The organism is Alistipes sp. AF14-19 (assembly GCF_003461645.1).
GTDB classification, from domain to species: domain Bacteria; phylum Bacteroidota; class Bacteroidia; order Bacteroidales; family Rikenellaceae; genus Alistipes; species Alistipes shahii.
On record NZ_QTXM01000002.1, the window covers coordinates 324,217 to 349,815 of the forward strand.

A 25,599-nucleotide genomic window follows, 5' to 3' on the forward strand; every position below is an offset into this window, starting at 1 on the left:
ACTGTCTGAATCTTTCACAAAAAAGGGCGCGCACGACGCGCACCCCCTAATAACAAATCCGTCAAAACTATTTCTTTTCGGGTTTGGCAATGGTCTCGCGCATCTGCGTGTCGGCCATGATGTTCTTCATCTTGTAGTAGTCCATGATACCCAGGTTGCCGTTGCGGAACGCCTCGGCCATGGCCAGCGGCACTTCGGCCTCGGCGAGAATCACCTTGGCGCGGGCGTCCTGCGCCTTGGCCTTGTTCTCTTGTTCGAGCGCCACGGCCATCGCACGCCGCTCCTCGGCTTTCGCCTGGGCGATGTTCTTGTCGGCCTGCGCCTGGTCCATTTGCAGCTGGGCGCCGATGTTCTTGCCCACGTCGATGTCGGCGATGTCGATCGAGAGGATTTCGAAGGCCGTTCCGGCGTCGAGGCCCTTTTCGAGCACCACGCGCGAAATGGAGTCGGGATTTTCGAGCACGATCTTATGCGACGCGGCCGAGCCGATCGACGAAACGATGCCCTCGCCGACACGCGCCAGCACGGTCTCCTCGCCGGCGCCGCCGACCAGCTGCTTGATGTTGGCGCGCACCGTGACGCGGGCCTTTGCGATCAGCTGGATGCCGTCCTTGGCCACGGCGGCCACGGGAGGCGTGTTGATCACCTTGGGGTTGACCGACATCTGCACGGCCTCGAACACGTCGCGGCCCGCCAGGTCGATGGCCGTCGCCATCTTGAAATCCAGCATGATGTTGGCCTTCTGGGCCGAAACCAGCGCGTGCACCACGTTCGTGACGTTGCCGCCCGCGAGGTAGTGGGCCTCCAGCTCGTTGGGATTGAGGCTCAGTCCGGCTTTCGTGCTCTCGATCATCGACGAAACGATGGTCGAGGGCGGGACCTTGCGCCAACGCATCAGCACCAGTTGCAGCAGGCTGATACGCACGCCCGACACCAGGGCCGAGAACCACAGTCCCACCGGAATAAAATAGAAGAGGAGCCAGATCGCAAAAAGGCTCACGAAGACGATCAACACGATCATTCCACCCTGAAAATCCATAATTTAGCTTATTTGATTGTTTTTACGATAACGCTGAAATTCTCGAATCCCACGACCTCGACATCTCGCTGCTGGTCGACATAGGCCCCCTGCGACTTGGCTTCGTAGGTGCGGCCTCCGATCTCGACCTTGCCCATCGGGGAGAGGCGCGAGAGGGTCACGCCCCGGTCGCCGACCTGCAACTCCTCGGCCGGAATGACGGGCATCGACGACGACCGGATCTCCTGCTTGAGCGAGAAACGCTGCCAGGTCTTGGCCCGCAGCGAGACGACGGTGGCGATGACCGACAATACGAGAATGACGAGGATGACGACAGTTCCCGTCACGGGACCGAAATCACGGAAGGCGAGGTACACCGAACTGCCGTAGCAGACCAGCGCCAGCACGGCCCCGATCGACACCCCGGGCAGCAGGACCAATTCGGCCACCAGGAACAGCAGGCCGAAAAAAACGAGCAGTACAATATAGAACATCTCCATAAGGCTTGTGGAATATTGCAATAAAGATAGGTAAAAAATTCAGAACCCGGACGAATTCTGCGATAAATTTCATCCGGGTTCCGATTTATTCTGCGATTTCGGCGACTTTTACCTCCAGTGCGGCATCCGTTTGCCGTATCGACTCGGCCAGACGGTCGGCGACGGCCCTGTCGTCGAAAGCCCCCACGACGAAGAGCTGGCTGCCCACGCGCGAAAGTTCGTAGCCTTCGCCCGTTGCGGCGATCACCCCCTTCACTTCGTCCGACAGGGCGTCGGTCCCGGTGATCTCGACGCGGTAGGTGACTTTCGCCGCCTCGGGGTCGAGCGAAAGGTTGCGGGCCGCGCCGTCGGTCCACACCACGATTTCGGGCCGCACGAACCCGCGCTTTTTCAGCAGCGCCTGCGCCGCCTCGGCCTCGGCCAGCGTGGCGAAGCCGCCCGCATAGTAGCACCACTTGCCCTCGTCGTTGATCAGGTAGAAGAGCGGATAGGCGCCCCGGAAAGTCGCGGCGGCGCGCTTGGTGTTGAACGTTCCGAGCAGGATGCGGTAGATCGTGCCGTTGGCATAGACCCGGCACTCGGGAATGGGATTCTGGTAGGAGTACACCGGCTTCGACGAGAAGGCCACGCTGTCGTAGTCGAGGAAGTAACGCTCGGCGACTTCGACCCTCGGCAGGCGGTAGTCGATGGATTCGAGCTGCGCCGCAACGCCGCGCAGCGAATCGCGTGCGGCGTCCAGCGCCAGCACTCCGGCCACGGCGGCCTCGTAGTCGACGACGACCCGCTTGCGCAGGAAATAGTCCGCCACGGCGTCCGAAGCCGTCTCGCCCTGCAAGGCCGACAGCTGGCGCGAAGCCTCCGAAAGCGCCTCCTCCTCGCGGGCGAGCACCTCCTCCTCGCCCATCTTGTCGAGCAGATAGCCGTAGGCGTAGCTCTTGTTGTCGAAAATCGAGTTCCACGTCGCGGCGAGCGAGTCGGCCAGCGCGCGGTTCACGCCCTGCAAGGCGTTGTAACGCTCGAAAACCTCCATCGCCTCGGCCTCGGTCTGCACGGCGGCGTAGGTTTCGGCCAGCTCGGTCAGCGTGCCATGGTTGGCGAAATAGCGGTTGACATAGTCCACGGCCCGCATCTCCTGCCGCTGCGCGTCGCGCAGGGCCGCATAATCCTCCGCCGGGAGGTGTTCGCGGAAATAGAGGTTGTCCACCAGATTGCGGACCTTCAGCGAGTCGGGGACCGCCTCCGCAGGGCTTTTTTCAGCAGACGCCGCAGGCTGCTGCGCCGCGCCGTTCAGGCTGGCCAGCACCCACTCCTGCTCGATGGTGTTGATACGGTCGATCAGGCGTCCCTTGGCATTGCGGATTTCGAAAATCCTGCTTTCGAGCTGCAAAATCTCCTGCGAATACTGCTGCCGCTTGCCCGGGTCCTCGCGCAGCTGCCGGCGCATGCGCTCCACGGCGTTGACGATCGAATCCTCGCGTATCTGCAACTGCGCATCCTCGCGGAGCAGCGACATGTACTCGGCGTTTCCCTCCAGCCCCGCAATGCGGGCTTCGACCTCGGGCTGCTGCGCCCGCACTCCGCCGGCGGTTAGGAAAACCGCACCCAGCGCGTATATGAGAATCCTGCGAAACATAGTTTGGGTCACCTCCACCATTTAATGAAAAAAATCTGTATGAGTCCGAAAATCTCCAGACGCCCCAGCAGCATCAGCAGCGAATTGGAAACCTTGAACGCCGCGGGCATCGCCGAGAAGTTATCCATCGAGCCGACCTCCCCGAACCCGGGGCCGACGTTGCCCATCGAGGCCACCGCCCCGGTGAAACTGGTCGTCAGATCGACGCCGAGCATCGTGCCGAAGACCGTGCCGGCGAGTATGAACATCAGGTAGGTGACGATGAAGATCATCACCGCGTGCAGGGCCTCGTTCTCCTGAATGACACCATCGAGGCGGATGCGGATGATGGCGTTGGGATGCTGCTGCTGCCGCAGGCGCGTGCGCATCATCTTCCCGGCCAGCACCAGGCGGTTGACCTTGATGCCACCGGCCGTGGACCCGGCGCAGGCGCAGACGATCGAGCCGAAAATCAGCAGGATGACGGCGAACGAAGTCCACGTGTTGGAGTCGGCCGTGGCGAAACCCGTCGTGGTCACCACCGACACGAACTGGAACATCGCGTAGCGGAACGACGCGGTCAGCGTGGGGTAGATGTCCGCGGCGAAGAGGCTGACGGCGATCAGCACGCCGCCCGCGAGCAGCATCCCGAAGTACCAGCGCGTCACCTCCGAGCGGAAGATGTTGCTGCGCTTGCCCGTCACCGTGGCGTAGATCAGCCCGAAATGGACGCCCGCCGTGGCCATCGCGAAGATCAGGATCGTGTCGATCGCCGGACTGTTGAAATAGGCGATGCTGGCGTTCTTGGTCGAGAATCCGCTCGTGGCGCAGGCCGACATGGCGTGGCACAGGGCGTCGAACCAGTTCATGCCCGCCATCTTGAGCAGCACGGTCGACAGCACGGTAAGCCCCACATAGACCACCAGCAGGATCTGCACGATGATCTGCGAACGGTAGCGGTAGTTGTCCTTGGCCATCGTCGAAAGCTCCACGTTGGAGAGCATCATCTTGCTGCGCCCCATCGACGGCAGGACCACCAGCGCGAACATCACCACGCCCATACCGCCGATCCACGTCGACGACATGCGCCAGAACTGCAATCCGCGGGGCAGGGCTTCGACATCGTTCAGGATCGTCGATCCGGTGGTCGTGAGGCCCGAGACGCTCTCGAACCAGGCGTTGACCAGCGAGAACTCCCCGCCCCAGATCAGGTAGGGGAACATCGACACGACGCAGGCCACGAGCCACGCCCCGACGACGATGCAGAACCCCTCCTTGTTGGTGATCTGCTCGCGCTTGCCCACGAAGATCAGCGGAAAGGCGCCCAGCAGGGCCGTGAGCAGCGAGGAGAGCAGCAGGGGATAGAACGCCGAATCCATGCCGCTCAGGTAGGAGATTCCCGCCGACAGCAGCATGAACATCGCAATGAAGAGCATCACGACCCCGATATACCGTAAAACCACGTCTACCCGCATCGCCGCATCAGGATTTGGTCTGTTTGGAAATGTTGATCAGCGACTCGATTTTCTCCTTGAGTTCGAGCACCTCGTCCTTGAGGTCGCCCTTCACGGCGAAGGGCACTCGGAACGAGAGCCAGTCGCCCAGCCCCTTATTCATCCGCTCGATGGGCGTCACGCAGTAGATCGACATGAAGTAAAAGAGCATCAGCACGATGGCGATCATCACGACCAGCGAGATCAGCACGGGCGTCACGGCGCGGTAGGCGTTTTTCTTCATCTGCTCGGCGCGCGGAACCAGCGAACTCTGCGTCGAGGTCATATAACTCTTGATGGCGGCCGTAAGACGGCCGTAAAGGGCCTGGTACTCTTCGCTGTACCACCTGCCGCCCAGCGAATCGGGCCGCAGGGCCGCCGGCGAGTCGGCACGGGCGGCGCCCCCGAAGGCGAGGTAGTTGTCCGTCACGAGGCGCAGCTCGGTCGTAGCGAAGGCCAGCGAGTCGAGGAACGACTTCTCAAGCGCCTCGCTCTGGGCCACGAGCAGCGTGTTTTCGAGCCGCTCCATGCTCTTGCGGCAAAGGCTGTCGCACGACCTGTCGCCGAAAACCGAAAGGCGGATCAACGCGATGTTCTGCTCGTGCGCAGCATCGAGCATCTCCTTGGCCAGCTCGATATTCCGTTTGTTGGCCTTGAGAATCTCGCCCGTATCCCGGCTCAGGTGGCTCAATTCGAGAAACGAGACCATACCCGAAAAAAACAGCAGGCAGACGATGCTCAAAAAACCGACCGTCACCCGTTTGCGCAAACCCGTCATAGCGTTTTAAATTTCCATTCCTGCAAATATAGTGATTAATCCAGAATTTCCCCCAACAAATCGTGAGTTTCGTCCATCGCGCCGAGTTTCACGCGGCAGACGGCATTGACCTTCGAACGGTCGTAGGGGACTTTCACCCGGCGGTAGCTGCCCGTGAAGCCGAACATCATGCCGTCGCGGCGCGTGCTTTCGAAGAGCACCGTATCCTCCGTGCCTTCGGCCCGGGCGCAGAACACGCCGTGCAGGCGTTCGCAGAGGCCCTCCAGTTCGGCGACGCGCTGCGTGGCGACCGACGGAGGCACCTTGCCGGGCAGGTCGACGGCCGGCGTCCCGGGACGCTCCGAGAAGGGAAAGATATGCAGGAAAGCGGGTTCGAGTCCCGCCAGAAAATCGTACGTCGTGCGGAAATCGGCCTCCGTCTCGCCCGGGAACCCGACGATCACGTCGATGCCGATGAAGGCGTCGGGCATCAGCCGTCTCACGGCCGCGATCCGCTCGGCGAAGCGCGCCGTGGTGTAGCGGCGGCGCATCAGGCCCAGAATCCGGTCCGAACCGCTCTGGAGCGGAATGTGGAAATGGTGCATGAATTTAGGCGACGCGGCGCAAAATGCGATGATTTCGTCGGTCAGCAGGTTCGGCTCGATCGACGAAATGCGGTAGCGTTCGATCCCTTCGACCTCGTTGAGCGCCCGCAGCAGGTCGATGAACCGCTCCCCCGTCGTGCGGCCGAAATCCCCCGTGTTGACGCCCGTCAGGACGATCTCCTTCTGCCCCCCGGCAGCGATCTGCCTCGCCTCGGCCACGAGGTCGGCGACGGGCATGTTGCGGCTCGAACCGCGGGCGTAGTGGATCGTGCAGTAGGAACAGCAGTAGTCGCACCCGTCCTGCACCTTGAGGAAGGCGCGCGTGCGGTCGCCGCTCGAAAAGGCCGCGAAGAACGACGTGAGCGAATCGGTTTCGCAGCTGTACACCTGCGCCCGGCCCTTGCCCGACAGTTCAACCACTCGTTTAAATAACGCCCCCTTATCGTTGTTGCTCAACACGATGTCTACACCCTCTATCGCAGCAATCTCCTGCGGCTTGAGCTGCGCGTAGCATCCCGTCACGGCGATGATCGCCTCAGGGTTGCGGCGGTGGAGTTTGCGGATCAGGTTGCGGCATTTCTTGTCGGCGTGCTCCGTGACGGAACAGCTGTTGATGACGCAAATATCGGCCTCGGCCGTGGGCGCGACGCGCACGAAACCGCCGCGCTCGAACTCGCGGGCGAGGGTCGAGGACTCCGAAAAATTGAGCTTGCAGCCCAAGGTATGAAAATTGACTCTGCGAGGTTGCATGGATTCGTGTTTTTCCGGCACGAAATTACGAAAACTGCGCGAAAGGAGGAGGCTTTTCCGATAAAAAAGCGTAAATTTGCGCGCAATTATAAGGAATACATGGGATTTTTCAGCGATCTGATCCAATACGGCTACCTTTCGAACGCGCTCGCGGCGTGCGTGCTGTCGGGCATAACGTGCGGAGTGATCGGAACCTACGTCGTCTGCCGCCGCATGGTGTTCCTCGCGGGCGGCATCACCCATGCCTCGTTCGGCGGACTGGGCATCGCCTTCTGGATGGGCGCCAACCCGATCGCCGGGGCGATGATCTTCGCCGTGCTCTCGGCGCTGGGCATCGAATGGGCCGGCAGCCGGGGACGCATCCGCGAGGATTCGGCCATCGGCATCATCTGGTCCGTCGGCATGGCCGTCGGCGCGCTCTTTATGAGCCTCCGCCCGGGCTACACCTCGGGCGATCTGTCGGCCTACCTCTTCGGCAGCATCGTGACCGTGACCGACAGCGACGTCGCGGCCCTCGCCGCGCTGACGGCGGTGATCATCGCCGGGGCGCTGCTGTGGCTCCGCCCGGTGATGTACACGGCTTTCGACCGCGACTTCGCCCGCAGCCGGGGCATCCCCACGCGCGTGATCTCCTATCTGATGGCCGCGCTGGTGGCGGTGACCATCGTGCTCTCGATCCGCATCATGGGCATCGTGCTGCTGATCTCGCTCGTGACGATGCCCGTGGTGATCGTCAACTCGCTCTCGCGGTCGTACCGCACCATCGCCCTCGCCGCACCCCTCGTGGCTGTGGCGGGCAATGTCGCAGGGCTTGTCGTCAGCTACAATTTCGAGGTTCCGCCCGGCGCCGCCATAATATTTACCCTCACTCTTACGCTTATAATGGTAAAACTGTTATCTTTACGACAAAAAAGGCTGCCGTTTGGATAGGCTGCGACCCGGAAGTGCTCAAATAAATTTGGCACTCCTCTCGCCTTGCACTATCTTTGCGTAACAAAAAACTGCGATCCGCCGCATGAAAACCATTCACAGACTCGTTCTGAAGTCCTACCTCGGCCCGATGGTCCTCACGTTCTTCATCGTCATGTTCGTGCTGATGATGAACATCGTGTGGCGCTACATCGACGAGCTGGTGGGCAAGGGATTGAGCGCCGGCATCATCATCGAGCTGATGACCTATTTCATGGCCAACATGATCCCGATGGGGCTGCCGCTCTCGATGCTGCTGGCGGCGATTATGACCATGGGCAACCTGGGTGAGAACTACGAACTGCTGGCCATGAAATCGGCGGGCATGTCGCTCGTGCAGATCACCAAGCCGCTGATCATTCTGGTGAGCCTGGTCTCCGTCGGCAGTTTCTTCATCGGCAACAACCTCGTGCCGAACGCCAACAAGAAGCTATTCAGCACGCTCTACGACATCCGGCAGCAGAAACAGGCCCTCGAATTCCAGGACGGGCTCTTCTTCAACGGCATCGACAACATGTCGATCCGCGTGAGCCACCAGGAACCCGACACGCACCTGCTGCACGACGTGCTGATCTACGACAACCGCGCCGCCAACGGCAACATGAACACCATCGTGGCCGACTCGGGCTATATCCGCCTGTCGGACGACAAGAAATACCTGCTGGTGACGCTCTTCCACGGCGAGACCTACGAACAGACCCGCAACAGCCAGTGGTTCACGAAAAGCGCCCTGCGCCACCACACCTTCGACCTGCAAAAACAGGTGATCCCCATGTCGGGATTCGCCATGGGACGCACCGACGCCGACCTGTTCACGAGCAGCCAGACCAAGAACATCAGCGAATTGCAGCACGACATCGACTCGCTGGAGATCAAGGTCAACGCCGCCACGACGAGTTCCTACGAACCGCTGCTGAAAGAGCAGATTTTCGCCCGAGACAACACCGTGCTGCCGCTGCCCGACAGCCTGCAGGTGGACAAACGGGACTTCCGCGACCTGCTGGCGACGGATTCGGTCATCATGCTGCCCACACGCGAACGCGAACGTGTCTGGAACCAGGCGCGGACGCTGGCCAAGAACTCGCGCAACATGTTCGCATTCGACGAATCGACGGCCAAGGAGGCCCTCAACCAGCTCTACCGATCGAAGGTCGAGTGGCACAAGAAAATGTCGCTTCCGGTGTCGATCCTGATCTTCTTCCTGATCGGCGCGCCGCTGGGCGCCATCATCCGCAAGGGCGGCCTGGGGCTTCCGGTGGTGGTGTCGGTGATCTTCTTCGTGATCTACTACATGATCAGCCTCTCGGGCGAAAAACTGGCCAAGGAGGGTAACTGGGAGGCCGTCTACGGCATGTGGCTCTCGACCTTCATCCTCACGCCGATAGCCATATACCTCACCTACAAGGCCACCAACGACTCGGCGCTGCTCGACACGGACTGGTACGCCGGGAAGTTCAAGGCGCTGAAAGAGAAACTGGTTCCGCAATTCAAGAAACTGACGAAAGCAATAAAACTCAAACGAAATGGCAAAAGAGACTGTGCTCAATAGCGTGGAGGAGGTCATCGAGGACTTCCGCATCGGCAAACCCGTTATCGTCGTGGACGACGAGGACCGCGAGAACGAAGGCGACTTCATCGTCGCGGCGGAGAAGATCACGCCCGAAATCGTGAACTTCATGCTCAAGGAGGGCCGCGGCGTGCTGTGCGCCCCGCTGTCGGAGAAACGCTGCGACGAACTGGGGCTCAACATGATGGAGGAGAACAACACCTCGCTGCTGGGCACGCCCTTCACCGTGACGGTCGACCTGCTGGGCAACGACTGCACTACGGGCGTCTCGATCCACGACCGCGCCGCGACGATCCGCGCGCTGGCCGACCCCGAAACGAAACCCACCGACCTGGGCCGCCCGGGACATATCAATCCCCTGCGCGCGCGCGACAAGGGCGTGCTGCGCCGTCCGGGACACACCGAGGCGGCCATCGACCTGGCCCGCCTGGCCGGATTGCAGCCCGCCGGCGCGCTGATCGAGATTATGAACGAGGACGGCACGATGGCCCGCCTGCCGCAACTGCTGGAGACCGCAAAAAAATTCGACCTAAAAATCATCTCGATCGCCTCGCTGATCGCCTACCGCCTCCGCGAGGAGTCGATCATCGAAAAGGGCGTGACGGTGCCCCTGCCCACGGAGTGGGGCGAATTCCAGATCACACCGTTCCGCCAGAAATCCAACGGCGTGGAGCATGTGGCCCTGACGAAAGGGGAGTGGACCGAAGACGAACCGGTGCTGGTGCGCGTGCATTCGTCGTGCGCCACAGGCGACATTTTCGGCTCGTACCGCTGCGACTGCGGCGAGCAGCTCCACAAGGCGATGGAGATGATCGACCGCGAAGGCCGGGGCGCCGTCGTCTACCTCAATCAGGAGGGGCGCGGCATCGGGCTGTGCAACAAAATCCACGCTTACAAATTGCAGGACGAGGGTCTCGACACGGTGGACGCCAACCTCAAACTGGGCTTCAAAGCCGACGAACGCGACTACGGCGTGGGCGCCAGCATCATCCGCGAGCTGGGCATCCGCCACATGCGCCTGATGACCAACAACCCGCTCAAACGGGCCGGGCTGGAGGGCTACGGGCTTTGCATCGACGAGATCGTGCCCATCGTCATCGCCCCGAACCCCTACAACGCACACTATCTGGAGACCAAGCAGGAGCGCATGCACCACACGCTGGGACTGGAAAAGAGATAACGCATGGACGCCAAAGACCTTCGCATCGTATTCATGGGCACGCCCGAATTCGCCGTGCCGTCGCTGCGGGCGCTCGTCGGGGGCGGCTACAACGTCGTGGGCGTGGTGACTTCGCCCGACAAACCCGCCGGACGCGGACAGAAAATACACCGGAGCGAGGTTAAGATCGCGGCTCTGGAACTGGGTCTGCCGGTATTGCAGCCCGAAAAGCTGAAAGCCCCGGAGTTCGTCGAGGCCCTCGAGGCGCTGCGGCCCGACCTGGGCATCGTGATCGCCTTCCGTATGCTCCCCGAGGTCGTCTGGGCCATGCCGCGGCTGGGGACCTTCAACCTCCACGCCTCGCTGCTGCCCCAATACCGCGGGGCCGCGCCGATCAACTGGGCGATCATCAACGGCGAGACCGAGACGGGCGTCACCACGTTTCTGCTGAACCACGAGATCGACAAGGGCGGCATCATCGGGCAGATCCGGGTTCCGATCCTTCCGGAAGACAACGTCGGGACGCTCTACGAACGTCTGATGACAACGGGAACCTCGCTCGTAACCGAAACCGTCGACCGCATTGCGGCGGGGGAGATCTGGCCCGTGGAGCAGCAGCATATCGACGAGGCGACGCTGCGCCCGGCGCCGAAGATTTTCAAGGAGGACTGCCGGATCGACTGGGAGAAACCGGGCCGCGAGATCGTGAATTTCGTCCGCGGACTGTCACCCTATCCGGCGGCATGGACCGAGATGTACCGCGAGGGCGACGGCGCAGCGTCGAGCGCCAAGATTTTCTCGGCGTCGTTCGAGGCCGCGGTCCACGGCGAGGCGTGCGGCACGCTCCAGAGCGACGGAAGAACCTTTATCCGCGTGGCGTGCGCCGACGGATGGATCGCGCTCGGAGAACTGCAAATAGCGGGCAAAAAACGGCTCGCGGTGCGCGAACTGCTCCTCGGGTGGCGCGACGTACAGCAATGCCGCTTCCGGGAATAGAGCGGAGCGGCCTTTGCCGACCGTCCCCGGATTGCAGAGATACGAATGCACACGACAGAAGAGGCTTCCCGCGGGAAGCCTCTTCTGTCGTGCAATGCAGGGGCGTCAGACCTTCTCGCCGAGTTTCCGTCCGATCTCCTCTTTCGGCAGCGGTTTGGTGCAGAAAAACCAGTCGTAGCACTTCGCCCCTTCGGGAACCTTCTCCTGATCGTCGCCCTTCATCGGCACGATCACCTCGTCGCCCGGACGCCAGTCGGCGGGCAGCGCGATGCCGAAGGCGTCGATGGTCTGCAAGCCCACCAAAACCCGCCTGATCTCGTCGAAATTGCGGCCCAGAGCCAGCGGATAGTAGATCATCGCCCGCAGCACGCCCTTCGGGTCGACGAAGAACACGGCGCGCACGGCGGCGGTCTGGCTCTCGCCGGGCTGGATCATGCCGTAGAGCGACGCCACTTTCATCGCAACGTCGTCGATGATCGGGAACCCGACCTTCACATCCTTCATGCCCTTGTACTCGATCTTCTCGCGGATGGTCTTGAGCCATGCGATATGGCTGTTGCGGCTGTCGACCGACAGGCCGACCAGTTCGCAGTTCAACGCCCGGAACTCCTCGGTACGCGCCCCGAAAGTGAGTATTTCGGTGGTGCAGATCGGGGTGAAATCGGCAGGGTGGCTGAAAAGAATCACCCATTTGCCCTTGTAATCGTCCGGGAAGCTGATCTTCCCCTTGGTGGTCATGGCCTCGAATGCCGGAACCGGCTCGCCGAGCCGCGGCATCTGCTGTTCGTTCTTTTCCATAAATCGGAGTTTTTAAAAGTTTATACCCGGACATGCAAAGTCGATGCCCTGCCGGAATTCATTTTCCAAGATACGGAATTTGCCGGTACGTTATCCGCCGATTTCCCGCCGCACACGGAAGCGTATACACAAACGGCTTTTTCGGATAGGCGGACGGCATTTCCGGACTTCTGAATAAAATAAAAAGGCATCCGATTTCATTCCTCCGGAAAGATTTGTATATTTGCGTGAAGAACCCCTAAACCCGTAGCCTATGGTCAGATAACAAACCGAACACCATCCCGATCCAACCGCGCCGCGGCATTCCCGGCGCATACATATAAAAAGCGTTAGCTTTGCGTCTTTGCATATCGAAATCTGGAAAATTTCAAATTGTGGCAAAAGAAGTGAAGTTGATGCTCACGTCTATGGCGTGGGCTTCACTTTCTATTATTGCCACAAGGTATTCCAGAACCTCGATATGCGATGATAAAAGTTATGTCCCACGTTTTTTATGTACCTAACCCAACCCAGCCGCAGGGACACGGCACATATTCACCATACAATGAAATATTTCGGAATATTCCTGTGCTCATCTCTTTTGATGACCTCCTGCGCCACCGTTTTTTGCGGATCGAAAGCAAAAGTGACCTTCGACAGCGACATCGCAGAAAAAGCGACCCTTACGATCGACGGCCGCAAATACACCAATGTCACTTTCCCCTACACGACCAAAATCAGACGCGGTTTCGACGAAACGGTCGTCAAAGCCGAATCGCCTGCTTATACAACGGAAACGGTTATCATCAACAAAAGTTTCAACGCCGTATCGGTCATCAATCTGCTGAACATACTCGGATGGGGAATAGACGCTGCGACCGGAGCCATGACCAAACCGGAATTCAAATTCTATCAGATTGACTTTCAGCCGAAAGAAGAAAAATCCATAAAACAAGATTAAAAACAACGAATACAATCTACATGAAAAACATCTGTTTTATATTGATTTCACTATGCATTTCGCTATCATCATTCGCCCAAACAGATGCACAGCACTTAAAATTCAAAGGAGTTCCCATTGATGGGACACTTGCTGCATATGTATCCAAAATGAAGGCTGCCGGTTTTTCCGATTTGGGAATAAAAGACGGAACCGCCGTCCTTCAAGGAGATTTTGCCGGATTTAAAGGGTGCATAATCGGCGTATCGACACTTAAAACGACCAATGTAGTAAATACAATCGGTGTTATATTTCCGGAATGCGACAACTGGTCCAAACTTGAAAATAATTACCAAACGCTCAAGGAAATGCTCATTCAGAAATACGGGGAGCCAGCTGATTGTGTGGAAAAATTTCAAAGTTATAGTCAACCAAATGACGACGGTTTGAGATTGACCTTTTTGCGAATGGACAAATGTACATATTACACAACTTTTGAAACACCCAATGGGGATATTCAACTATCATTGGAACATCAAGATAGACGTTGCTTTGCAAAATTACAGTATTGGGATAAAATCAACACCAATAAAGTTAAAACACAAGCAATGGATGATTTGTAATATCAAAGAGAGGCGCCCCCGTTGCGGGGGCGCCTCCTTCTTCATAAAATATGTCACTGAATCACCGCTTGCGGATTATCTCGCCGCCGTGGCGGATGGCCTCCTCGTTGGCCGGAAGCATTTTCCACGCGCGCTCGGGAAGCGACTTTTTCAGACCCACCATCACGTTCTCCATCGCGACCACGGGGCGCACCTTGAGGTAACCGCCCAGTATCATCGTGTTGAACAGTTTGGCCTGACCCATCTTCGCACACTCGGCCGTGGCGTCGATCGCATAGACTTCGATGTCCTTGCGCACGGGGTGCCGCGTGATGCCGTTCGTGTCGTAGATCAGCACGCCGCCCGGCTTGACCATCGGCTCGAATTTCTCCATCGACTGCTGGTTCAGGATGATCGCCGTGTCGAATTCATGGGCGATAGGCGACGAAATCTTCCGGTCGGAGAGAATTACCGTCACGTTGGCCGTGCCGCCGCGCATCTCGGGACCGTAGGAGGGCATCCACGTCACCTCGAAATCCTGCATCACCCCCGAGTAAGCCAGAATCTTACCCATCGAGAGGACGCCCTGTCCTCCGAATCCTGCAATTATCAATGTCTCTTTCATAGCGTTACTCTTTTTTTACGTCCTTAATGTCGCCCAGCGGATAGAAGGGCAGCATGTTCTCGGCAAGCCACTGGTTCGAAGCCACGGGCGAGAGTTTCCACCCGCTGTTGCAGGTCGAGACGACCTCCACGAGCGAAAAACCGTTGCCGGCCATCGAATTCTCGAACGCCTTGCGGATCGCCTTTTTGCACTTGCGCACGTTGGCCGCCGTATGCACGCTCTGCCGCGTGATGTAGGTCGCGCCGTCCAGATGGGCCATCATCTCGGCGATCTTGTAGGGATAGCCGTTCAGCCGCGGATCGCGGCCGTAGGGGGTCGTCGCGGTCTTCATGCCCAAGAGGGTGGTCGGGGCCATCTGGCCGCCGGTCATGCCGTAGATCGCATTGTTGATGTAGACGGCCACGACGTTCTCGCCGCGCGCCGCCGCATGGATCGACTCCGCCGTACCGATGGCCGACAGGTCGCCGTCGCCCTGATAGGTGAAGACCATATTCTGCGGGTAGAGCCGCTTCACGGCCGTCGCAACGGCCAGCGCGCGCCCGTGCGCCGCCTCGATCCAGTCGATGTCGATATAGTTGTAGGCGAACACCGAGCAACCCACGGGCGAAATGCCCACGGTCTTCTCCGCGAGTCCCATCTCCTCGATGACCTCGGCGATGAGCTTGTGCACCGTGCCGTGGCTGCAACCCGGGCAGTAGTGCATGACGTTATCGGTGATGAGTTTCGGTTTTGCGTAAACCAGATTCTCCGTTTTCTTTTCAACCTCTGCCATCGTCTTCTACTTTTTAATCAGTTTTTCCTTGAGCGCGTCGAGCACTTCGTCCGGGTTGAACATCATGCCGCCCTGACGCCCGTAATGCTCGACCGGGGCCTTGCCGTTGACGGCCAGCCGCACGTCCTCGACCATCTGCCCGGCGTTGAGTTCCGCCGAGAGGAATCCCTTGACGCCCCGCGCGGCCATCTCGGCAAGCTGCTTCTTGGGGAAAGGGTAGAGGGTGATCGGACGCAGCAGGCCGACTTTCAGCCCCTCGGCGCGAGCCATTTCGACCGTCGCCGAGCAGATGCGGGCCGACGAACCGAAGGCCACGATCACGTAGTCGGCGTCGTCGCACTCAATGGCTTCGTAACGCACCTCGTTCTCTTCCAGCGCCTTGTATTTCTCCTGCAACCGTTTGTTGATGACTTCCATCTTCTCCGACTGCAATTCGAGCGAGGTCACGATGTTGCGCGCGCGGCCGGCGGGTTTGCCCTGCGCGGCCCACGTGCCGCACTCGGCCTTCAGCTCCTCATCGGTCTTGCGCGGACGCTGGGGTGCGAGCACCACCTTCTCCATCATCTGACCGATGGCGCCGTCGGCGAGGATCAGCGCCGGATTGCGGTATTTGAACGCGAGGTCGAACGCCTCGAACACATGGTCGTGCATCTCCTGCACCGAGTTGGGAGCCAGCACGATCATGTGGAAATCGCCGTGGCCGCCGCCTTTGCAGGCCTGGAAATAGTCGCCCTGCGAAGGCTGGATCGTACCCAGGCCCGGGCCGCCGCGCTGGCAATTGACGATCAGGCAGGGCAGCTCGGCGCCCGCCAGGTAGCTCAACCCCTCGGACATCAGGCTGATGCCGGGGCTGGACGAGGAGGTCATCACCCGTTTTCCGGTCGATGCGCCGCCGTAGACCATGTTGATCGAAGAGATCTCCGACTCGGCCTGCAAAACGACCATGCCCGTGGTCTCCCACGGTTTGAGTTCCATGAGGGTTTCCATCACCTCCGACTGCGGAGTGATGGGGTATCCGAAATATCCGTCGCAACCGTAGCGAATGGCCGCATGGGCGATCACTTCGTTGCCTTTCATCAGTTTCACTTCATTCTCTGCCATAGCTTACTCGAATTTTTGACGATAAACCGTAATGCAGCTATCCGGACAAATCACCGCACAGGAGGCACAGCCCGTGCAGGAATCGGGATTGACCATCCACGCAACGGGATAACCTTTGCTGTTGACCTCCGCCGACAGCGCGAGCACGTCGCACGGACAGGCCGAAGCACAGACCCCGCACCCCTTGCAGCGCTCCTTGTCGACAACGATTGTTCCTTTGATTTTTGCCATAACGCCTAATATTGTTAAGTTGCTTACAAATATAATAAATAATCGGATAAAAACGATTCGGATTGCAACATTTCTTTCGGCATAAACGACAAACAAAAAGCAGAAAATCCGCATGTTCCCGTGCGAACTCCCTGCATACAAAACCGTTCGGCCGTCATCCGGCTTTCGGATCGGGACCGTATTTATTTCCGCCCCGCGTCCCGGGCGTACGGCACCGGACGGGGAGCTGTCGGCAATCCGGCCCAAAGGCGGTTCGGGATTCCGCAAGTTTCCCGCAAAAAAAGAGCCGCCCGCAGGCGGCCCTCGTCGATTATTTTTCGTCGAACGAGTGGATCACCACTCCCGACCGCAGTTTGGGTTCGAACCACGTGGTCTTCGGCGGCATGATGTTGCCCGTGTCGGCAATGTTGATCAGCTGCTGCATCGAGACGGGGTAGAGGGCGAACGCCGCCTTCATCTCCCCGCTGTCCACACGGCGTTTCAACTCGCCCAGACCGCGGATGCCGCCCACGAAGTCGATCCGCTTCGAGGTGCGCAGATCCTTGATGTCCAGAATCCGGTCCAGCACCAGATTCGACAGCACCGTGACGTCCAGCACGCCGATCGGGTCGTTGTCGTCATAGGTGCCCGGCCGGGCCGTCAGGCTGTACCAGCGGCCGTCGAGGTACATCGAAAAATTGTGCAGCGCCGCGGGGCGGTACTCCTCCGTCCCCTTGTCCTCAACGACAAACGACTCGTTGAGTTTTTCGAGAAGTTCGGCAGGCGTCAGGCCGTTCAGGTCCTTCACCACGCGGTTGTAGTCGATGATGCGGAGCTGGCCCGCCGGGAAGGTCACGGCCAGGAAATAGCAGTACTCCTCGCAGCCCGTGTGGTTCGGATTCTTCGCGCGGCACTCCTGTCCCACGCGCGCCGCGGCGGCCGTGCGGTGGTGTCCGTCGGCGACGTAGAGCGCCGGGATGCCCGCGAAAATCTCCGTGATGCGGTCGTTGGTCTTCCGGTCGCGGATCACCCACAACTGGTGCCCGAAGCCGTCGGCAGCCGTGAAGTCGTACTCCGGGGCGTTGTTTTTCACCACGTCGGCGACGATGGCGTCGATCTCGGCATCGTCGGGATAGGCGAAGAACACCGGCTCGATGTTGGCCTTCTGGTTGCGGACGTGGATCATGCGGTCCTCCTCCTTGTCGGGACGCGTCAGCTCGTGCTTCTTGATCGCCCCCGAGAGATAGTCCTCGAAATGGCAGCACATCGCCAGACCGTACTGCGTGCGGCCCTCCATCGTCTGCGCATATATATAGTAGTACTCCTCGGGGTCCTGCCGCAGCCAGCCTTCGGACTGCCAGCGGCGGAAATTCTCGACCGCCTTGTCGTAGACGGGCTGCGAATGCTCGTCGGCGATGGGGTCGAAGTCGATCTCGGGCTTGATGATGTGCAGCAGCGAACGCTCCGTGGCTTCGGCCTTCGCCTCGGCGGAGTTGAGTACGTCGTAGGGGCGCGAAGCCACCTCGGAGGCATGCTCCTTCGGGGGACGGACTGCGCGGAAAGGTTTTATTCTAACCATAATGCATCGGTTGTTTTAAGGCGAAAAAGCGGGTCCGTCATATGAGATATGCGCACCCGCCTTTTCGCACGGTTGGTTTCTATTTGTTGACCTGGAAACGGGTGTTGCCGTTCTTCAGAAAATCGACGATCTGGTTGGCGGCGGCGAGTCCCGCGTTGACATTGGCCTCGGCGGTCTCGGCGCCCATCTTCTTCGCCGTGGCGAAAACCCGTTTGCCGAACTTCTCGTCCAGCTCGGCCTGATTGCCGGCGGCGATGTCGGTGATGTATTTCAGGTCCTCGCGTTCGGTCATAGCGCGCACGACGCCCTCCTCGTCGATCACCTCCTTGCGGGCGGTGTTGACCAGCGTCGCGCCCTTGGGCATCGACATCATCAGGTCGTAGCCGATCGAGCCTTTGGTCTGGGCCGTGGCGGGAATGTGCAGCGAAAGGAAGTCGGAAACCCGGTAAAGCTCCTCGACCGAAGCCACTTTCTTCACGCCGTCGGCCTCGAAGACCGCCCCGTCGGCGATGAACGGATCGTAGGCGACGACATTCATGCCCAACGCCTTGCCCTTGCGGCCCACCAGTCTGCCGACGTTGCCGTAGGCGTGGATGCCGAGGGTTTTGCCCTGGAGTTCCGTACCCGTACCCGGCGTGAAGCGGTTGCGCGACATGAAGATCATCATGGCCAGCGCCAGTTCGGCCACGGCATTGGAGTTCTGACCCGGGGTGTTCATCACCACGATGCCCCGCGCCGAAGCCGCCGCAAGGTCCACGTTGTCGTAACCCGCGCCGGCGCGGACCACGATCTTCAGGTTTTTCGCCGCGGCGATGACCTCGGCGATCACCTTGTCGCTGCGGACGATCAGCGCGTCGACGTCGGCCACGGCTTCGAGCAGCTGGCCCTTGTCGGTGTATTTTTCGAGCAGCGCCAGTTCGTATCCGGCGTCCTCGACGATCTTACGGATTCCATCCACGGCTTTTTTGGCGAAGGGTTTTTCCGTTGCAACCAGTATCTTCATAGTTTCGATCAATGACGTGAAATAAATATCCTGTTCTTTTTTTGTCTCCCGCATCAGCGGGACGATGGTCGGACACATCGGAGCTATTTTTTATGCGCCTCGGCGAACTCCTGCATGCAGGCCACCAGCGCCTCGACGCTCTCCTTGGGCAGGGCGTTGTAGCACGACGCGCGGAAGCCGCCCACCAGACGGTGGCCCTTGATGCCGACCATGCCGCGGCTCTTGGCGAACTCCATAAACTCGGGAGCCAGCTCCTCGCAGCCCTCGGCCATCACGAAGCAGATGTTCATCAGCGAACGGTCCTCCTTCTCGACCGTACCGCGGAAGAGCGGGTTGCGGTCGATCTCGTCGTAGAGCAGCGCGGCCTTCTCCTTGTTGCGGCGGTAGATTTCGTCGACGCCGCCGATCGACTTGAGCCACTTCAGGGTCTCCTTCAGGACGTAGATCGGGAACACGGGAGGAGTGTTGAACATCGAGTTGTTCTCGACATGGGTCCTGAACGACATCATCGTCGGCAGGTCGCGGACGATCCTGTCCAGCATATCCTCGCGGATGATGGCGAACGCCACGCCCGCGGGAGCCAGGTTCTTCTGCGCGCCGCCGTAGATCATGGCGTATTTCGAAACGTCCACCGGGCGCGAGAGGATGTCCGAAGACATGTCGGCGATCAGGGGCACGGGCGACGAGAGGTCCTCGTGGTACTCCGTGCCGTAGATCGTATTGTTCGAGGTGATATGCACATAGTCCAGGTCGGCGGGAATGGCGAACCCCTTGGGAATATAGGTGAAGTTCCTGTCCTCGGACGAAGCCAGCACCTCCACTTCGCCGTAACGTTTCGCCTCCTTGATGGCCTTTTTGGCCCAGACACCCGTATTCACATAACCGGCCTTCCTGCCCAGGAAGTTGGCGGGAATTTCATAGAAATAGGTACTTGCACCGCCCCCAAGATAGATGATCTTGTAGTTGTCGGGAATGTGGAGCAATTCGCGGAAAAGAACGTCGGCCTCGGCCATCACGTCGTCGAAATCCTTCGTCCGGTGCGAGATCGAAAGCAGCGAAAGACCCGATCCGTTGAAGTCGAGAATCGCCTTGGCCGCATTTTCGATGACCTCGTCCGCCAGAATGGAAGGTCCCGCATTGAAGTTGTGCTTTTTCATAATAATTCGTATGTGATTTGAATGATCTGACTCTTAACTGTTAGTTTGCTAACACAAATATAAATAAAAAAATTTCAGAAATACAAAGATAGCCAAATAAATTTCACTCCGCAGGAAGAACGCCCCTCTTTTCGGATTGTTTTTGTTAATTTTACCGGGAACAAACCCCGGCTCGGACAGGCTGCGCCCCGGCAAAATGCAAGTAAACTTGCTTTTGCGCTCGGCTTGCACTATCTTTGCCGAAAAATTACAAGTTCCCGTACACATGGTAAAATCAATGACCGGCTTCGGCAAAGGCGAGGCCGCACTCCGGAATAAGAAAATCACGGTCGAGATCCGCTCGCTGAACTCCAAGCAGTTGGACCTCTCGCTGCGCCTCCCGGCAGTCTACCGGCAGTCGGAATACGAGATCCGCAACCTGATCGCCCGCACGATCCAGCGGGGCAAGGTCGACGTCTTCGTCACGGTCGAGTCGCAGGCTGTCGAAACGTCGGCGCGCATCAACCGCGAGGTGTTCCGCGAATACCTCCGCCAGATGAACGACACGCTTTCGTTCTCGGGCATCGACGCCGGCTACGACGCCATCCTGCCCGTGATCATGCGTCTTCCGGATGTCGTCGCGACCGAGGCCGAAGCCATCTCCGAAGAGGAGCACGCCGCGCTGCTCGCCGCCGTGGAGGCTGCCGCTGCGCATCTCGACGCGTTCCGCGAGCAGGAGGGCGCCATCCTGATCGCCGACCTGCTGCGCCGCGTGGAGCTGATCGAGCAATATAAAACAGAGGTCGTGCCCTTCGAGAAGGCCCGCACCGAAACGGTCAAGGCCCGCATTCTGGACAACCTCTCGAAACTGGCCGTCGACGTGGACCGCAACCGGCTGGAGCAGGAGATGATCTTCTACCTCGAGAAACTCGACATCACCGAGGAGAAAGTGCGCCTCACGAACCACTGCAACTACTTCCGGGAGGTGGCCTCTTCGGAGGAGGGCGCAGGCCGCAAGCTGGGCTTCATCGCGCAGGAGATGGGCCGCGAGATCAACACGATGGGATCGAAGGCCAACGAGCCGAACATCCAGATTCTCGTCGTCAAGATGAAGGACGAGCTGGAGAAGATCAAGGAACAGGTATTGAATATCCTGTAATCCGCAGATTACAGGATATTCCAATTAAAAATTGAGACTGAAAAATTAAAAATTCCATTCGGCAAAATCATCCGGAGAAGAGAACGATTTTTCATTTCTAATTTTTCATTTTTAATTTCATCAAATGGGCAAAGTCATCATATTCTCCGCCCCGAGCGGTTCGGGCAAAACCACCATCGTCCGCCGGTTGCTGGAACGCTATCCGCAGTTCGAATTCTCCATCTCGGCGACCAGCCGCGCCCCCCGCGGCCAGGAGCGCGACGGGGTGGACTACTACTTCCTCTCGCACGGGGAGTTCATGCAGGCCGTGACCGAAAACCGCTTCGTGGAGTGGGAGGAGGTCTACAAGGGAACCTGCTACGGCACGCTGCGCTCGGAGGTGGAGCGCATCTGGGCCAAGGGCCATGTGATCGTCTTCGACGTCGACGTGGTCGGCGGCATCAACCTCAAGCGCATCTTCGGCGACGACGCCTGCTCGGTGTTCATCATGCCGCCCTCGGTCGAGGAGCTGCGCCGACGGCTCGAAGGCCGCGGCACGGACGCCCCGGAGGTGATCGACCGCCGCGTGGCCAAGGCCGAATTCGAACTGACGAAAGCCCCCGAGTTCGACCACGTGGTGGTCAACGACTGCCTCGACGAGGCCGTGTGCGGCACGTGCAGCATCCTCGACCAATTCATCGCACGGTAGGATGAAACGGGTCATGCTCTATTTCGGGTCGTTCAACCCCGTGCACCGCGGCCACATCGCGCTGGCGGAATACGTCGTCGGGCAGGGTCTCTGCGACGAGGCCGTGCTGGTCGTTTCGCCCCAAAGCCCCTACAAACAGGCCGCGGAACTGGCTCCCGAAATGGACCGTTTCGAAATGGCCGAGATCGCCTGCGCCGCTTCGAAATACCCGGAGCGCATCAAACCTTCGGTCGTGGAATTTCTGTTGCCGAAACCCTCATACACAATAGATACCCTGCGTTACCTCAAGGAAAACTTCGGGTCGGGGATGCAGTTCTCGATCCTGATGGGCAGCGACCAGATCGCGCGCCTCGCGGGATGGAAGGAGTACGAACAAATCCTCGAATACCCGGTTTACGTCTACCCGCGGCGCGGCGAACCGGCGGAGGGATTCGAAGGGCGCATCACGCCGCTGACGGACGCCCCGTTGCAGGACTTCGCCTCGACGGACGTGCGCGACCGCATCGGGCGGGGCGAGGACGTCGCCGCCATGCTCGACGAGGGCGTCGCCGCCTACATCCGCCGCAAGGGGCTGTGGAGTCCCGCGACGCGCATCGCGGCCCTCGGGGCGCAGATCGCCGCCGAGCCCGGAAACACGGCGCTTCTGGTCGAGCGCGGAAAACTCCATTACCGGATGGGCGAGTGGGGTCCGGCGCTCAACGACTTCAACGCGGCGCTGCGTATCGACGACACGCATGTCGAAGCCAAGGAGTTCGCCCGGATGGTGCAGGAGATACTGGAATTCCGATACAAAGATATATACAACCCCTGAAATGACACGTTTGAAGATAGCCCTCCTGGCGGGCGGCGATTCGCCCGAACGGGAAATCGCCCTTCAGAGCGCCGCCCAGATCGAGGCGGCCCTCGACCACTCGAAATACGACATCACGGTCATCGACCTCCACGGCCGCGACTGGCACCATACGGCCCCCGACGGGCGGCAGTGGCAGGTGGACAAGAATGATTTCTCGATCACCGTCGACGGTGTGCGCAAAGCGTTCGACTACGCGCTGATCATCATTCACGGCACGCCCGGCGAGGACGGCAAGCTGCAAGGCTACCTCGACATGATGGGCGTTCCCTATTCGTCGTGCTCGATGACCTCGTCGGTCATCACCTTCGACAAGATCACCGCCAAACGCACGCTCGCAGGGCGTGTCAACCTGGCCCGCGAGGTCTTCCTGCGCCGCGGCGAAGCGTTCGACCCGGCGCAGATCGTCGCGGAACTGGGAATGCCCCTGTTCGTGAAGCCCAACGCCAACGGCTCGTCGTTCGGCGTGACGAAGGTGCACGCCCCGGAAGAGCTTCCGGCGGCCATCGAAGCGGCATTCGCCCAGGGCGACGAAATCCTGATCGAGGAGTGCATCACGGGCCGCGAAATGGGTTGCGGCATGCTCGTCGCCGGCGGCAGGGAGTATGTTTTCCCGATCACGGAGATCGTTTCGAAGAAGGATTTCTTCGACTACGAAGCCAAATACACCGCCGGATTTTCCGACGAAATCACCCCTGCGGACATCACCCCGGAGGTGAAGGCCGAACTGAACCGCATGACCCGCGAGGCGTACCGCACCTGCCGCTGTTCGGGCGTCGTAAGGGTAGACTTCATCGTCACCCCCGCGGGCGTGCCCTATTTCATCGAGCTGAACTCGATTCCCGGCATGAGCAGGGGAAGCATCGTTCCCAAACAGGCCCGCGAAATGGGCATGTCGCTCGGAGAACTCTATGACATCATCATCGCCGACACCTGCCGCAAATGATCGAGATAGACGACAAAATCGTAAGCGCCGACCTGCTGCGCGAGTGTTTCGCCTGCGACATCGCGCAGTGCAAAGGGATCTGCTGCGTCGAAGGCAACGCCGGGGCGCCGCTCGAAGCCGACGAGGTGGAGATCCTCGAACGCGAATACCCCAATTACAAACCCTACATGACGGCGGAAGGCATCGAGTCGGTCGAACGGCAGGGATTCATGGTCGTCGACGAAGACGGCGACCTGACGACGCCGCTCGTGGACGACGCCCAGTGCGCCTATACCTACACGGAAAACGGCGTCACGCTCTGCGCCATCGAAAAAGCGTGGGCCGAAGGCAAAACCCCGTTCCGCAAGCCGATTTCGTGCCACCTCTATCCGATCCGCGTGATGCGCTTCTCGAACGGCACGGTGGGACTCAACTACCACCGCTGGTCGGTGTGCGCCCCGGCCCGCCGGTGCGGCGCCAGACTGGGCATTCCGGTCTACAAAGCCCTTCGGGAACCGATCGTCCGCCGTTTCGGCGAGGAATTCTACAAGGCGCTGGAAGCCGCCGAAGAGCTAATCAAGCAACAATAAGAAAGAGATTATGAAAAAATACATTTTCACCCTTATCGCCCTCTCGATGATCTTCACCGCGACGGCCCGCAAGCCCAAAAACACGCGGACGACAGAGGCGGCGGCCCGCGAAATCGCCGCGGCCGATTCGCTGCGCCTGGTGGCGTCGCGGCAGGCCGCGCTGATCGACTCGCTGCAAAACCTCGTCGCCGTTGCCGAACAGCGGGATGAAACGGCTGAAAGCGAGACGGCCGCTCCCGATCCGGTCGTCGACCCGGAGCAGGCCGCGGCGGATTCCGTGGCGGCGCTGCGCCTCCGTCTCCGGCCCACGAAGATCGAGTCCATTTTCGACACCAACGGGCTGACCGTGCTCGACACCCTCGCCACGGAAAACGACGCCGTGCAGGTGATCCTGTACAGCAACAATTCGTGGAAATACGTCCTCAACCGCGAGGTGGCCAAAGACAGCACGATTTTCGAGAAATACTGGGACACGACGACGCTCTTTCCCTACAAGGAGGTCGACATGTCGGAAATGCCCAAATCGGTGGTGATCGACCTCGTCGACTCGCTGACCAGCTACCACTGCCCCTATCAGGGTTCGGTGCACCCGCGCGGCAAATACGGTCCGCGACGCCGGCGCCAGCATCAGGGCGTGGATCTGCCGCTCAAGACAGGCGACCCGGTTTACGCCACCTTCTGCGGCCGCGTACGCATCTCGCAGTACAACAGGGGCGGTTACGGCAACCTGGTGATCATCCGCCACGACAACGGGCTGGAGACCTACTACGGCCACCTGTCGGAACGTCTGGTGGAACCCAACCAATGGGTCGAGGCGGGACAGATCATCGGTCTGGGAGGTTCGACGGGCCGGTCGACGGGACCTCATCTCCACTTCGAGACCCGCTACTACGGACAGTCGTTCGACCCCGAACGCCTGATCGACTTCAAGAACGGAACGTTGAGCCGCGAGACCTTCCTCTTGAAGAAGTCGTTCTTCAGCATCTACTCCAACGCCGGACAGGATTTCGAAGACGAGATCGCCAACGAGGAGCAGGACAAGAAGGAAGCCGCCGAGAAAGCGGCCATGAAATACTACAAGATCCGTTCGGGCGACACGCTGGGCGGCATCGCCCGGCGCTACGGAACGACCGTGACGAACATCTGCCGCCTGAACGGCATCAAATCGACCACCGTGCTGCGCATCGGACGCTCGCTGCGGGTGCGATAGGGCAGC

At 59.8% G+C, this 25,599-nt stretch carries 26 protein-coding genes; 12 read left to right on the plus strand and 14 right to left on the minus strand.

The window, feature by feature from the left end:
• Window positions 1-67 precede the first annotated feature (67 nt).
• The 6 genes from floA to mtaB form a co-directional block, all read right to left on the minus strand.
• Window positions 68-1,039 (minus strand): flotillin-like protein FloA, encoded by a 972-nt coding sequence (gene floA, locus DWW03_RS03590; RefSeq protein WP_022061344.1) that lies wholly within the window; start codon window positions 1,037-1,039, stop codon window positions 68-70.
• Window positions 1,040-1,047: 8 nt separating this feature from the next.
• Window positions 1,048-1,518 (minus strand): NfeD family protein, encoded by a 471-nt coding sequence (locus DWW03_RS03595; protein ID WP_015546211.1) that lies wholly within the window; start codon window positions 1,516-1,518, stop codon window positions 1,048-1,050.
• A gap of 85 nt (window positions 1,519-1,603) precedes the next feature.
• The gene (locus DWW03_RS03600; protein WP_015546212.1) at window positions 1,604-3,151 is read right to left on the minus strand and encodes a hypothetical protein; all 1,548 of its coding nucleotides are present in this window, start codon (window positions 3,149-3,151) and stop codon (window positions 1,604-1,606) included.
• 8 nt (window positions 3,152-3,159) lie between these two features.
• A complete protein-coding gene (locus tag DWW03_RS03605; RefSeq protein ID WP_229028654.1) occupies window positions 3,160-4,605 on the minus strand; it encodes a TrkH family potassium uptake protein in 1,446 nt (481 codons plus the stop codon).
• A 7-nt stretch (window positions 4,606-4,612) separates the two neighbouring features.
• On the minus strand, window positions 4,613-5,401 hold the full coding sequence (locus DWW03_RS03610; RefSeq protein WP_022061341.1) for a hypothetical protein: 789 nt from the start codon (window positions 5,399-5,401) through the stop codon (window positions 4,613-4,615).
• Window positions 5,402-5,436: 35 nt separating this feature from the next.
• Entirely contained in the window at window positions 5,437-6,735 is a 1,299-nt protein-coding gene (gene mtaB / locus DWW03_RS03615) for a tRNA (N(6)-L-threonylcarbamoyladenosine(37)-C(2))-methylthiotransferase MtaB (protein ID WP_022061340.1), read from the minus strand.
• A gap of 99 nt (window positions 6,736-6,834) precedes the next feature.
• On the opposite strand from mtaB, the gene DWW03_RS03620 reads away from it, so the two are divergent.
• The 4 genes from DWW03_RS03620 to fmt all read left to right on the plus strand — a co-directional run bounded on the left by DWW03_RS03620 (window position 6,835) and on the right by fmt (window position 11,426).
• A complete protein-coding gene (locus DWW03_RS03620; protein WP_022061339.1) occupies window positions 6,835-7,665 on the plus strand; it encodes a metal ABC transporter permease in 831 nt (276 codons plus the stop codon).
• An 85-nt stretch (window positions 7,666-7,750) separates the two neighbouring features.
• Window positions 7,751-9,253 (plus strand): LptF/LptG family permease, encoded by a 1,503-nt coding sequence (locus DWW03_RS03625; protein ID WP_015546216.1) that lies wholly within the window; start codon window positions 7,751-7,753, stop codon window positions 9,251-9,253.
• A complete protein-coding gene (locus DWW03_RS03630) occupies window positions 9,228-10,451 on the plus strand; it encodes a bifunctional 3,4-dihydroxy-2-butanone-4-phosphate synthase/GTP cyclohydrolase II (RefSeq protein WP_022061338.1) in 1,224 nt (407 codons plus the stop codon). Before DWW03_RS03625 ends, DWW03_RS03630 begins: the two co-directional genes overlap by 26 nt.
• Window positions 10,452-10,454: 3 nt before the next feature.
• Window positions 10,455-11,426 carry a methionyl-tRNA formyltransferase gene (gene fmt / locus DWW03_RS03635; RefSeq protein ID WP_118406325.1) on the plus strand — a complete coding sequence of 324 codons (972 nt, stop codon included), beginning with the start codon at window positions 10,455-10,457 and terminating at the stop codon, window positions 11,424-11,426.
• A 105-nt stretch (window positions 11,427-11,531) separates the two neighbouring features.
• Here the strand turns inward: fmt and DWW03_RS03640 are convergent, their stop codons facing one another.
• A complete protein-coding gene (locus DWW03_RS03640; RefSeq protein ID WP_015546218.1) occupies window positions 11,532-12,224 on the minus strand; it encodes a peroxiredoxin in 693 nt (230 codons plus the stop codon).
• A gap of 544 nt (window positions 12,225-12,768) precedes the next feature.
• On the opposite strand from DWW03_RS03640, the gene DWW03_RS03645 reads away from it, so the two are divergent.
• Both DWW03_RS03645 and DWW03_RS03650 read left to right on the plus strand, forming a co-directional pair.
• Entirely contained in the window at window positions 12,769-13,164 is a 396-nt protein-coding gene (locus tag DWW03_RS03645) for a hypothetical protein (RefSeq protein ID WP_118406326.1), read from the plus strand.
• A gap of 20 nt (window positions 13,165-13,184) precedes the next feature.
• Complete coding sequence (locus DWW03_RS03650) at window positions 13,185-13,766, plus strand: hypothetical protein (RefSeq protein WP_118406327.1); 582 nt, start codon at window positions 13,185-13,187, stop codon at window positions 13,764-13,766.
• A gap of 61 nt (window positions 13,767-13,827) precedes the next feature.
• Here DWW03_RS03650 and DWW03_RS03655 read toward each other — a convergent pair whose 3' ends face one another.
• The 7 genes from DWW03_RS03655 to serC form a co-directional block, all read right to left on the minus strand.
• Window positions 13,828-14,370, minus strand: a complete 543-nt coding sequence (locus DWW03_RS03655) for a 2-oxoacid:acceptor oxidoreductase family protein (RefSeq protein ID WP_015546220.1) — start codon at window positions 14,368-14,370, stop codon at window positions 13,828-13,830.
• 4 nt (window positions 14,371-14,374) lie between these two features.
• Window positions 14,375-15,142: a thiamine pyrophosphate-dependent enzyme gene (locus tag DWW03_RS03660; protein ID WP_015546221.1), complete on the minus strand. Its 768-nt coding sequence runs from the start codon at window positions 15,140-15,142 to the stop codon at window positions 14,375-14,377.
• A 6-nt stretch (window positions 15,143-15,148) separates the two neighbouring features.
• Window positions 15,149-16,243 carry a 3-methyl-2-oxobutanoate dehydrogenase subunit VorB gene (locus DWW03_RS03665; RefSeq protein WP_022061115.1) on the minus strand — a complete coding sequence of 365 codons (1,095 nt, stop codon included), beginning with the start codon at window positions 16,241-16,243 and terminating at the stop codon, window positions 15,149-15,151.
• 3 nt (window positions 16,244-16,246) lie between these two features.
• On the minus strand, window positions 16,247-16,474 hold the full coding sequence (locus DWW03_RS03670) for a 4Fe-4S binding protein (protein WP_015546223.1): 228 nt from the start codon (window positions 16,472-16,474) through the stop codon (window positions 16,247-16,249).
• A 310-nt stretch (window positions 16,475-16,784) separates the two neighbouring features.
• Window positions 16,785-18,032 carry a DUF1015 domain-containing protein gene (locus tag DWW03_RS03675; RefSeq protein ID WP_022061116.1) on the minus strand — a complete coding sequence of 416 codons (1,248 nt, stop codon included), beginning with the start codon at window positions 18,030-18,032 and terminating at the stop codon, window positions 16,785-16,787.
• Between the two features lie 79 nt (window positions 18,033-18,111).
• Window positions 18,112-19,035 (minus strand): 3-phosphoglycerate dehydrogenase, encoded by a 924-nt coding sequence (locus DWW03_RS03680; RefSeq protein WP_118406341.1) that lies wholly within the window; start codon window positions 19,033-19,035, stop codon window positions 18,112-18,114.
• Between the two features lie 83 nt (window positions 19,036-19,118).
• A complete protein-coding gene (gene serC / locus DWW03_RS03685) occupies window positions 19,119-20,192 on the minus strand; it encodes a 3-phosphoserine/phosphohydroxythreonine transaminase (protein WP_015546225.1) in 1,074 nt (357 codons plus the stop codon).
• Between the two features lie 277 nt (window positions 20,193-20,469).
• On the opposite strand from serC, the gene DWW03_RS03690 reads away from it, so the two are divergent.
• The 6 genes from DWW03_RS03690 (at window position 20,470) to DWW03_RS03715 (ending at window position 25,593) form a co-directional block, all read left to right on the plus strand.
• A complete protein-coding gene (locus tag DWW03_RS03690) occupies window positions 20,470-21,330 on the plus strand; it encodes a YicC/YloC family endoribonuclease (RefSeq protein WP_015546226.1) in 861 nt (286 codons plus the stop codon).
• A 124-nt stretch (window positions 21,331-21,454) separates the two neighbouring features.
• The gene (gene gmk / locus DWW03_RS03695; protein ID WP_022061120.1) at window positions 21,455-22,018 is read left to right on the plus strand and encodes a guanylate kinase; all 564 of its coding nucleotides are present in this window, start codon (window positions 21,455-21,457) and stop codon (window positions 22,016-22,018) included.
• 1 nt (window position 22,019) lies between these two features.
• On the plus strand, window positions 22,020-22,829 hold the full coding sequence (locus tag DWW03_RS03700; RefSeq protein WP_118406328.1) for a nicotinate-nicotinamide nucleotide adenylyltransferase: 810 nt from the start codon (window positions 22,020-22,022) through the stop codon (window positions 22,827-22,829).
• Between the two features lies 1 nt (window position 22,830).
• A complete protein-coding gene (locus DWW03_RS03705; protein WP_022061122.1) occupies window positions 22,831-23,814 on the plus strand; it encodes a D-alanine--D-alanine ligase family protein in 984 nt (327 codons plus the stop codon).
• Window positions 23,811-24,383 carry a DUF3109 family protein gene (locus DWW03_RS03710; protein WP_022061123.1) on the plus strand — a complete coding sequence of 191 codons (573 nt, stop codon included), beginning with the start codon at window positions 23,811-23,813 and terminating at the stop codon, window positions 24,381-24,383. The genes DWW03_RS03705 and DWW03_RS03710 overlap by 4 nt, the downstream gene beginning before the upstream one ends.
• 10 nt (window positions 24,384-24,393) lie before the next feature.
• A complete protein-coding gene (locus tag DWW03_RS03715) occupies window positions 24,394-25,593 on the plus strand; it encodes a M23 family metallopeptidase (protein ID WP_118406329.1) in 1,200 nt (399 codons plus the stop codon).
• Window positions 25,594-25,599 lie beyond the last annotated feature (6 nt).

Bases quoted from the DNA above. Each gene is read 5' to 3' on its own strand.
- floA (WP_022061344.1), bottom strand. From the start codon at position 1,039: ATGGATTTTCAGGGTGGAATGATCGTGTTGATCGTCTTCGTGAGCCTT.
- DWW03_RS03595 (WP_015546211.1), bottom strand. From the start codon at position 1,518: ATGGAGATGTTCTATATTGTACTGCTCGTTTTTTTCGGCCTGCTGTTC.
- DWW03_RS03600 (WP_015546212.1), bottom strand. From the start codon at position 3,151: ATGTTTCGCAGGATTCTCATATACGCGCTGGGTGCGGTTTTCCTAACC.
- DWW03_RS03605 (WP_229028654.1), bottom strand. From the start codon at position 4,605: ATGCGGGTAGACGTGGTTTTACGGTATATCGGGGTCGTGATGCTCTTC.
- DWW03_RS03610 (WP_022061341.1), bottom strand. From the start codon at position 5,401: ATGACGGGTTTGCGCAAACGGGTGACGGTCGGTTTTTTGAGCATCGTC.
- mtaB (WP_022061340.1), bottom strand. From the start codon at position 6,735: ATGCAACCTCGCAGAGTCAATTTTCATACCTTGGGCTGCAAGCTCAAT.
- DWW03_RS03620 (WP_022061339.1), top strand. From the start codon at position 6,835: ATGGGATTTTTCAGCGATCTGATCCAATACGGCTACCTTTCGAACGCG.
- DWW03_RS03625 (WP_015546216.1), top strand. From the start codon at position 7,751: ATGAAAACCATTCACAGACTCGTTCTGAAGTCCTACCTCGGCCCGATG.
- DWW03_RS03630 (WP_022061338.1), top strand. From the start codon at position 9,228: ATGGCAAAAGAGACTGTGCTCAATAGCGTGGAGGAGGTCATCGAGGAC.
- fmt (WP_118406325.1), top strand. From the start codon at position 10,455: ATGGACGCCAAAGACCTTCGCATCGTATTCATGGGCACGCCCGAATTC.
- DWW03_RS03640 (WP_015546218.1), bottom strand. From the start codon at position 12,224: ATGGAAAAGAACGAACAGCAGATGCCGCGGCTCGGCGAGCCGGTTCCG.
- DWW03_RS03645 (WP_118406326.1), top strand. From the start codon at position 12,769: ATGAAATATTTCGGAATATTCCTGTGCTCATCTCTTTTGATGACCTCC.
- DWW03_RS03650 (WP_118406327.1), top strand. From the start codon at position 13,185: ATGAAAAACATCTGTTTTATATTGATTTCACTATGCATTTCGCTATCA.
- DWW03_RS03655 (WP_015546220.1), bottom strand. From the start codon at position 14,370: ATGAAAGAGACATTGATAATTGCAGGATTCGGAGGACAGGGCGTCCTC.
- DWW03_RS03660 (WP_015546221.1), bottom strand. From the start codon at position 15,142: ATGGCAGAGGTTGAAAAGAAAACGGAGAATCTGGTTTACGCAAAACCG.
- DWW03_RS03665 (WP_022061115.1), bottom strand. From the start codon at position 16,243: ATGGCAGAGAATGAAGTGAAACTGATGAAAGGCAACGAAGTGATCGCC.
- DWW03_RS03670 (WP_015546223.1), bottom strand. From the start codon at position 16,474: ATGGCAAAAATCAAAGGAACAATCGTTGTCGACAAGGAGCGCTGCAAG.
- DWW03_RS03675 (WP_022061116.1), bottom strand. From the start codon at position 18,032: ATGGTTAGAATAAAACCTTTCCGCGCAGTCCGTCCCCCGAAGGAGCAT.
- DWW03_RS03680 (WP_118406341.1), bottom strand. From the start codon at position 19,035: ATGAAGATACTGGTTGCAACGGAAAAACCCTTCGCCAAAAAAGCCGTG.
- serC (WP_015546225.1), bottom strand. From the start codon at position 20,192: ATGAAAAAGCACAACTTCAATGCGGGACCTTCCATTCTGGCGGACGAG.
- DWW03_RS03690 (WP_015546226.1), top strand. From the start codon at position 20,470: ATGACCGGCTTCGGCAAAGGCGAGGCCGCACTCCGGAATAAGAAAATC.
- gmk (WP_022061120.1), top strand. From the start codon at position 21,455: ATGGGCAAAGTCATCATATTCTCCGCCCCGAGCGGTTCGGGCAAAACC.
- DWW03_RS03700 (WP_118406328.1), top strand. From the start codon at position 22,020: ATGAAACGGGTCATGCTCTATTTCGGGTCGTTCAACCCCGTGCACCGC.
- DWW03_RS03705 (WP_022061122.1), top strand. From the start codon at position 22,831: ATGACACGTTTGAAGATAGCCCTCCTGGCGGGCGGCGATTCGCCCGAA.
- DWW03_RS03710 (WP_022061123.1), top strand. From the start codon at position 23,811: ATGATCGAGATAGACGACAAAATCGTAAGCGCCGACCTGCTGCGCGAG.
- DWW03_RS03715 (WP_118406329.1), top strand. From the start codon at position 24,394: ATGAAAAAATACATTTTCACCCTTATCGCCCTCTCGATGATCTTCACC.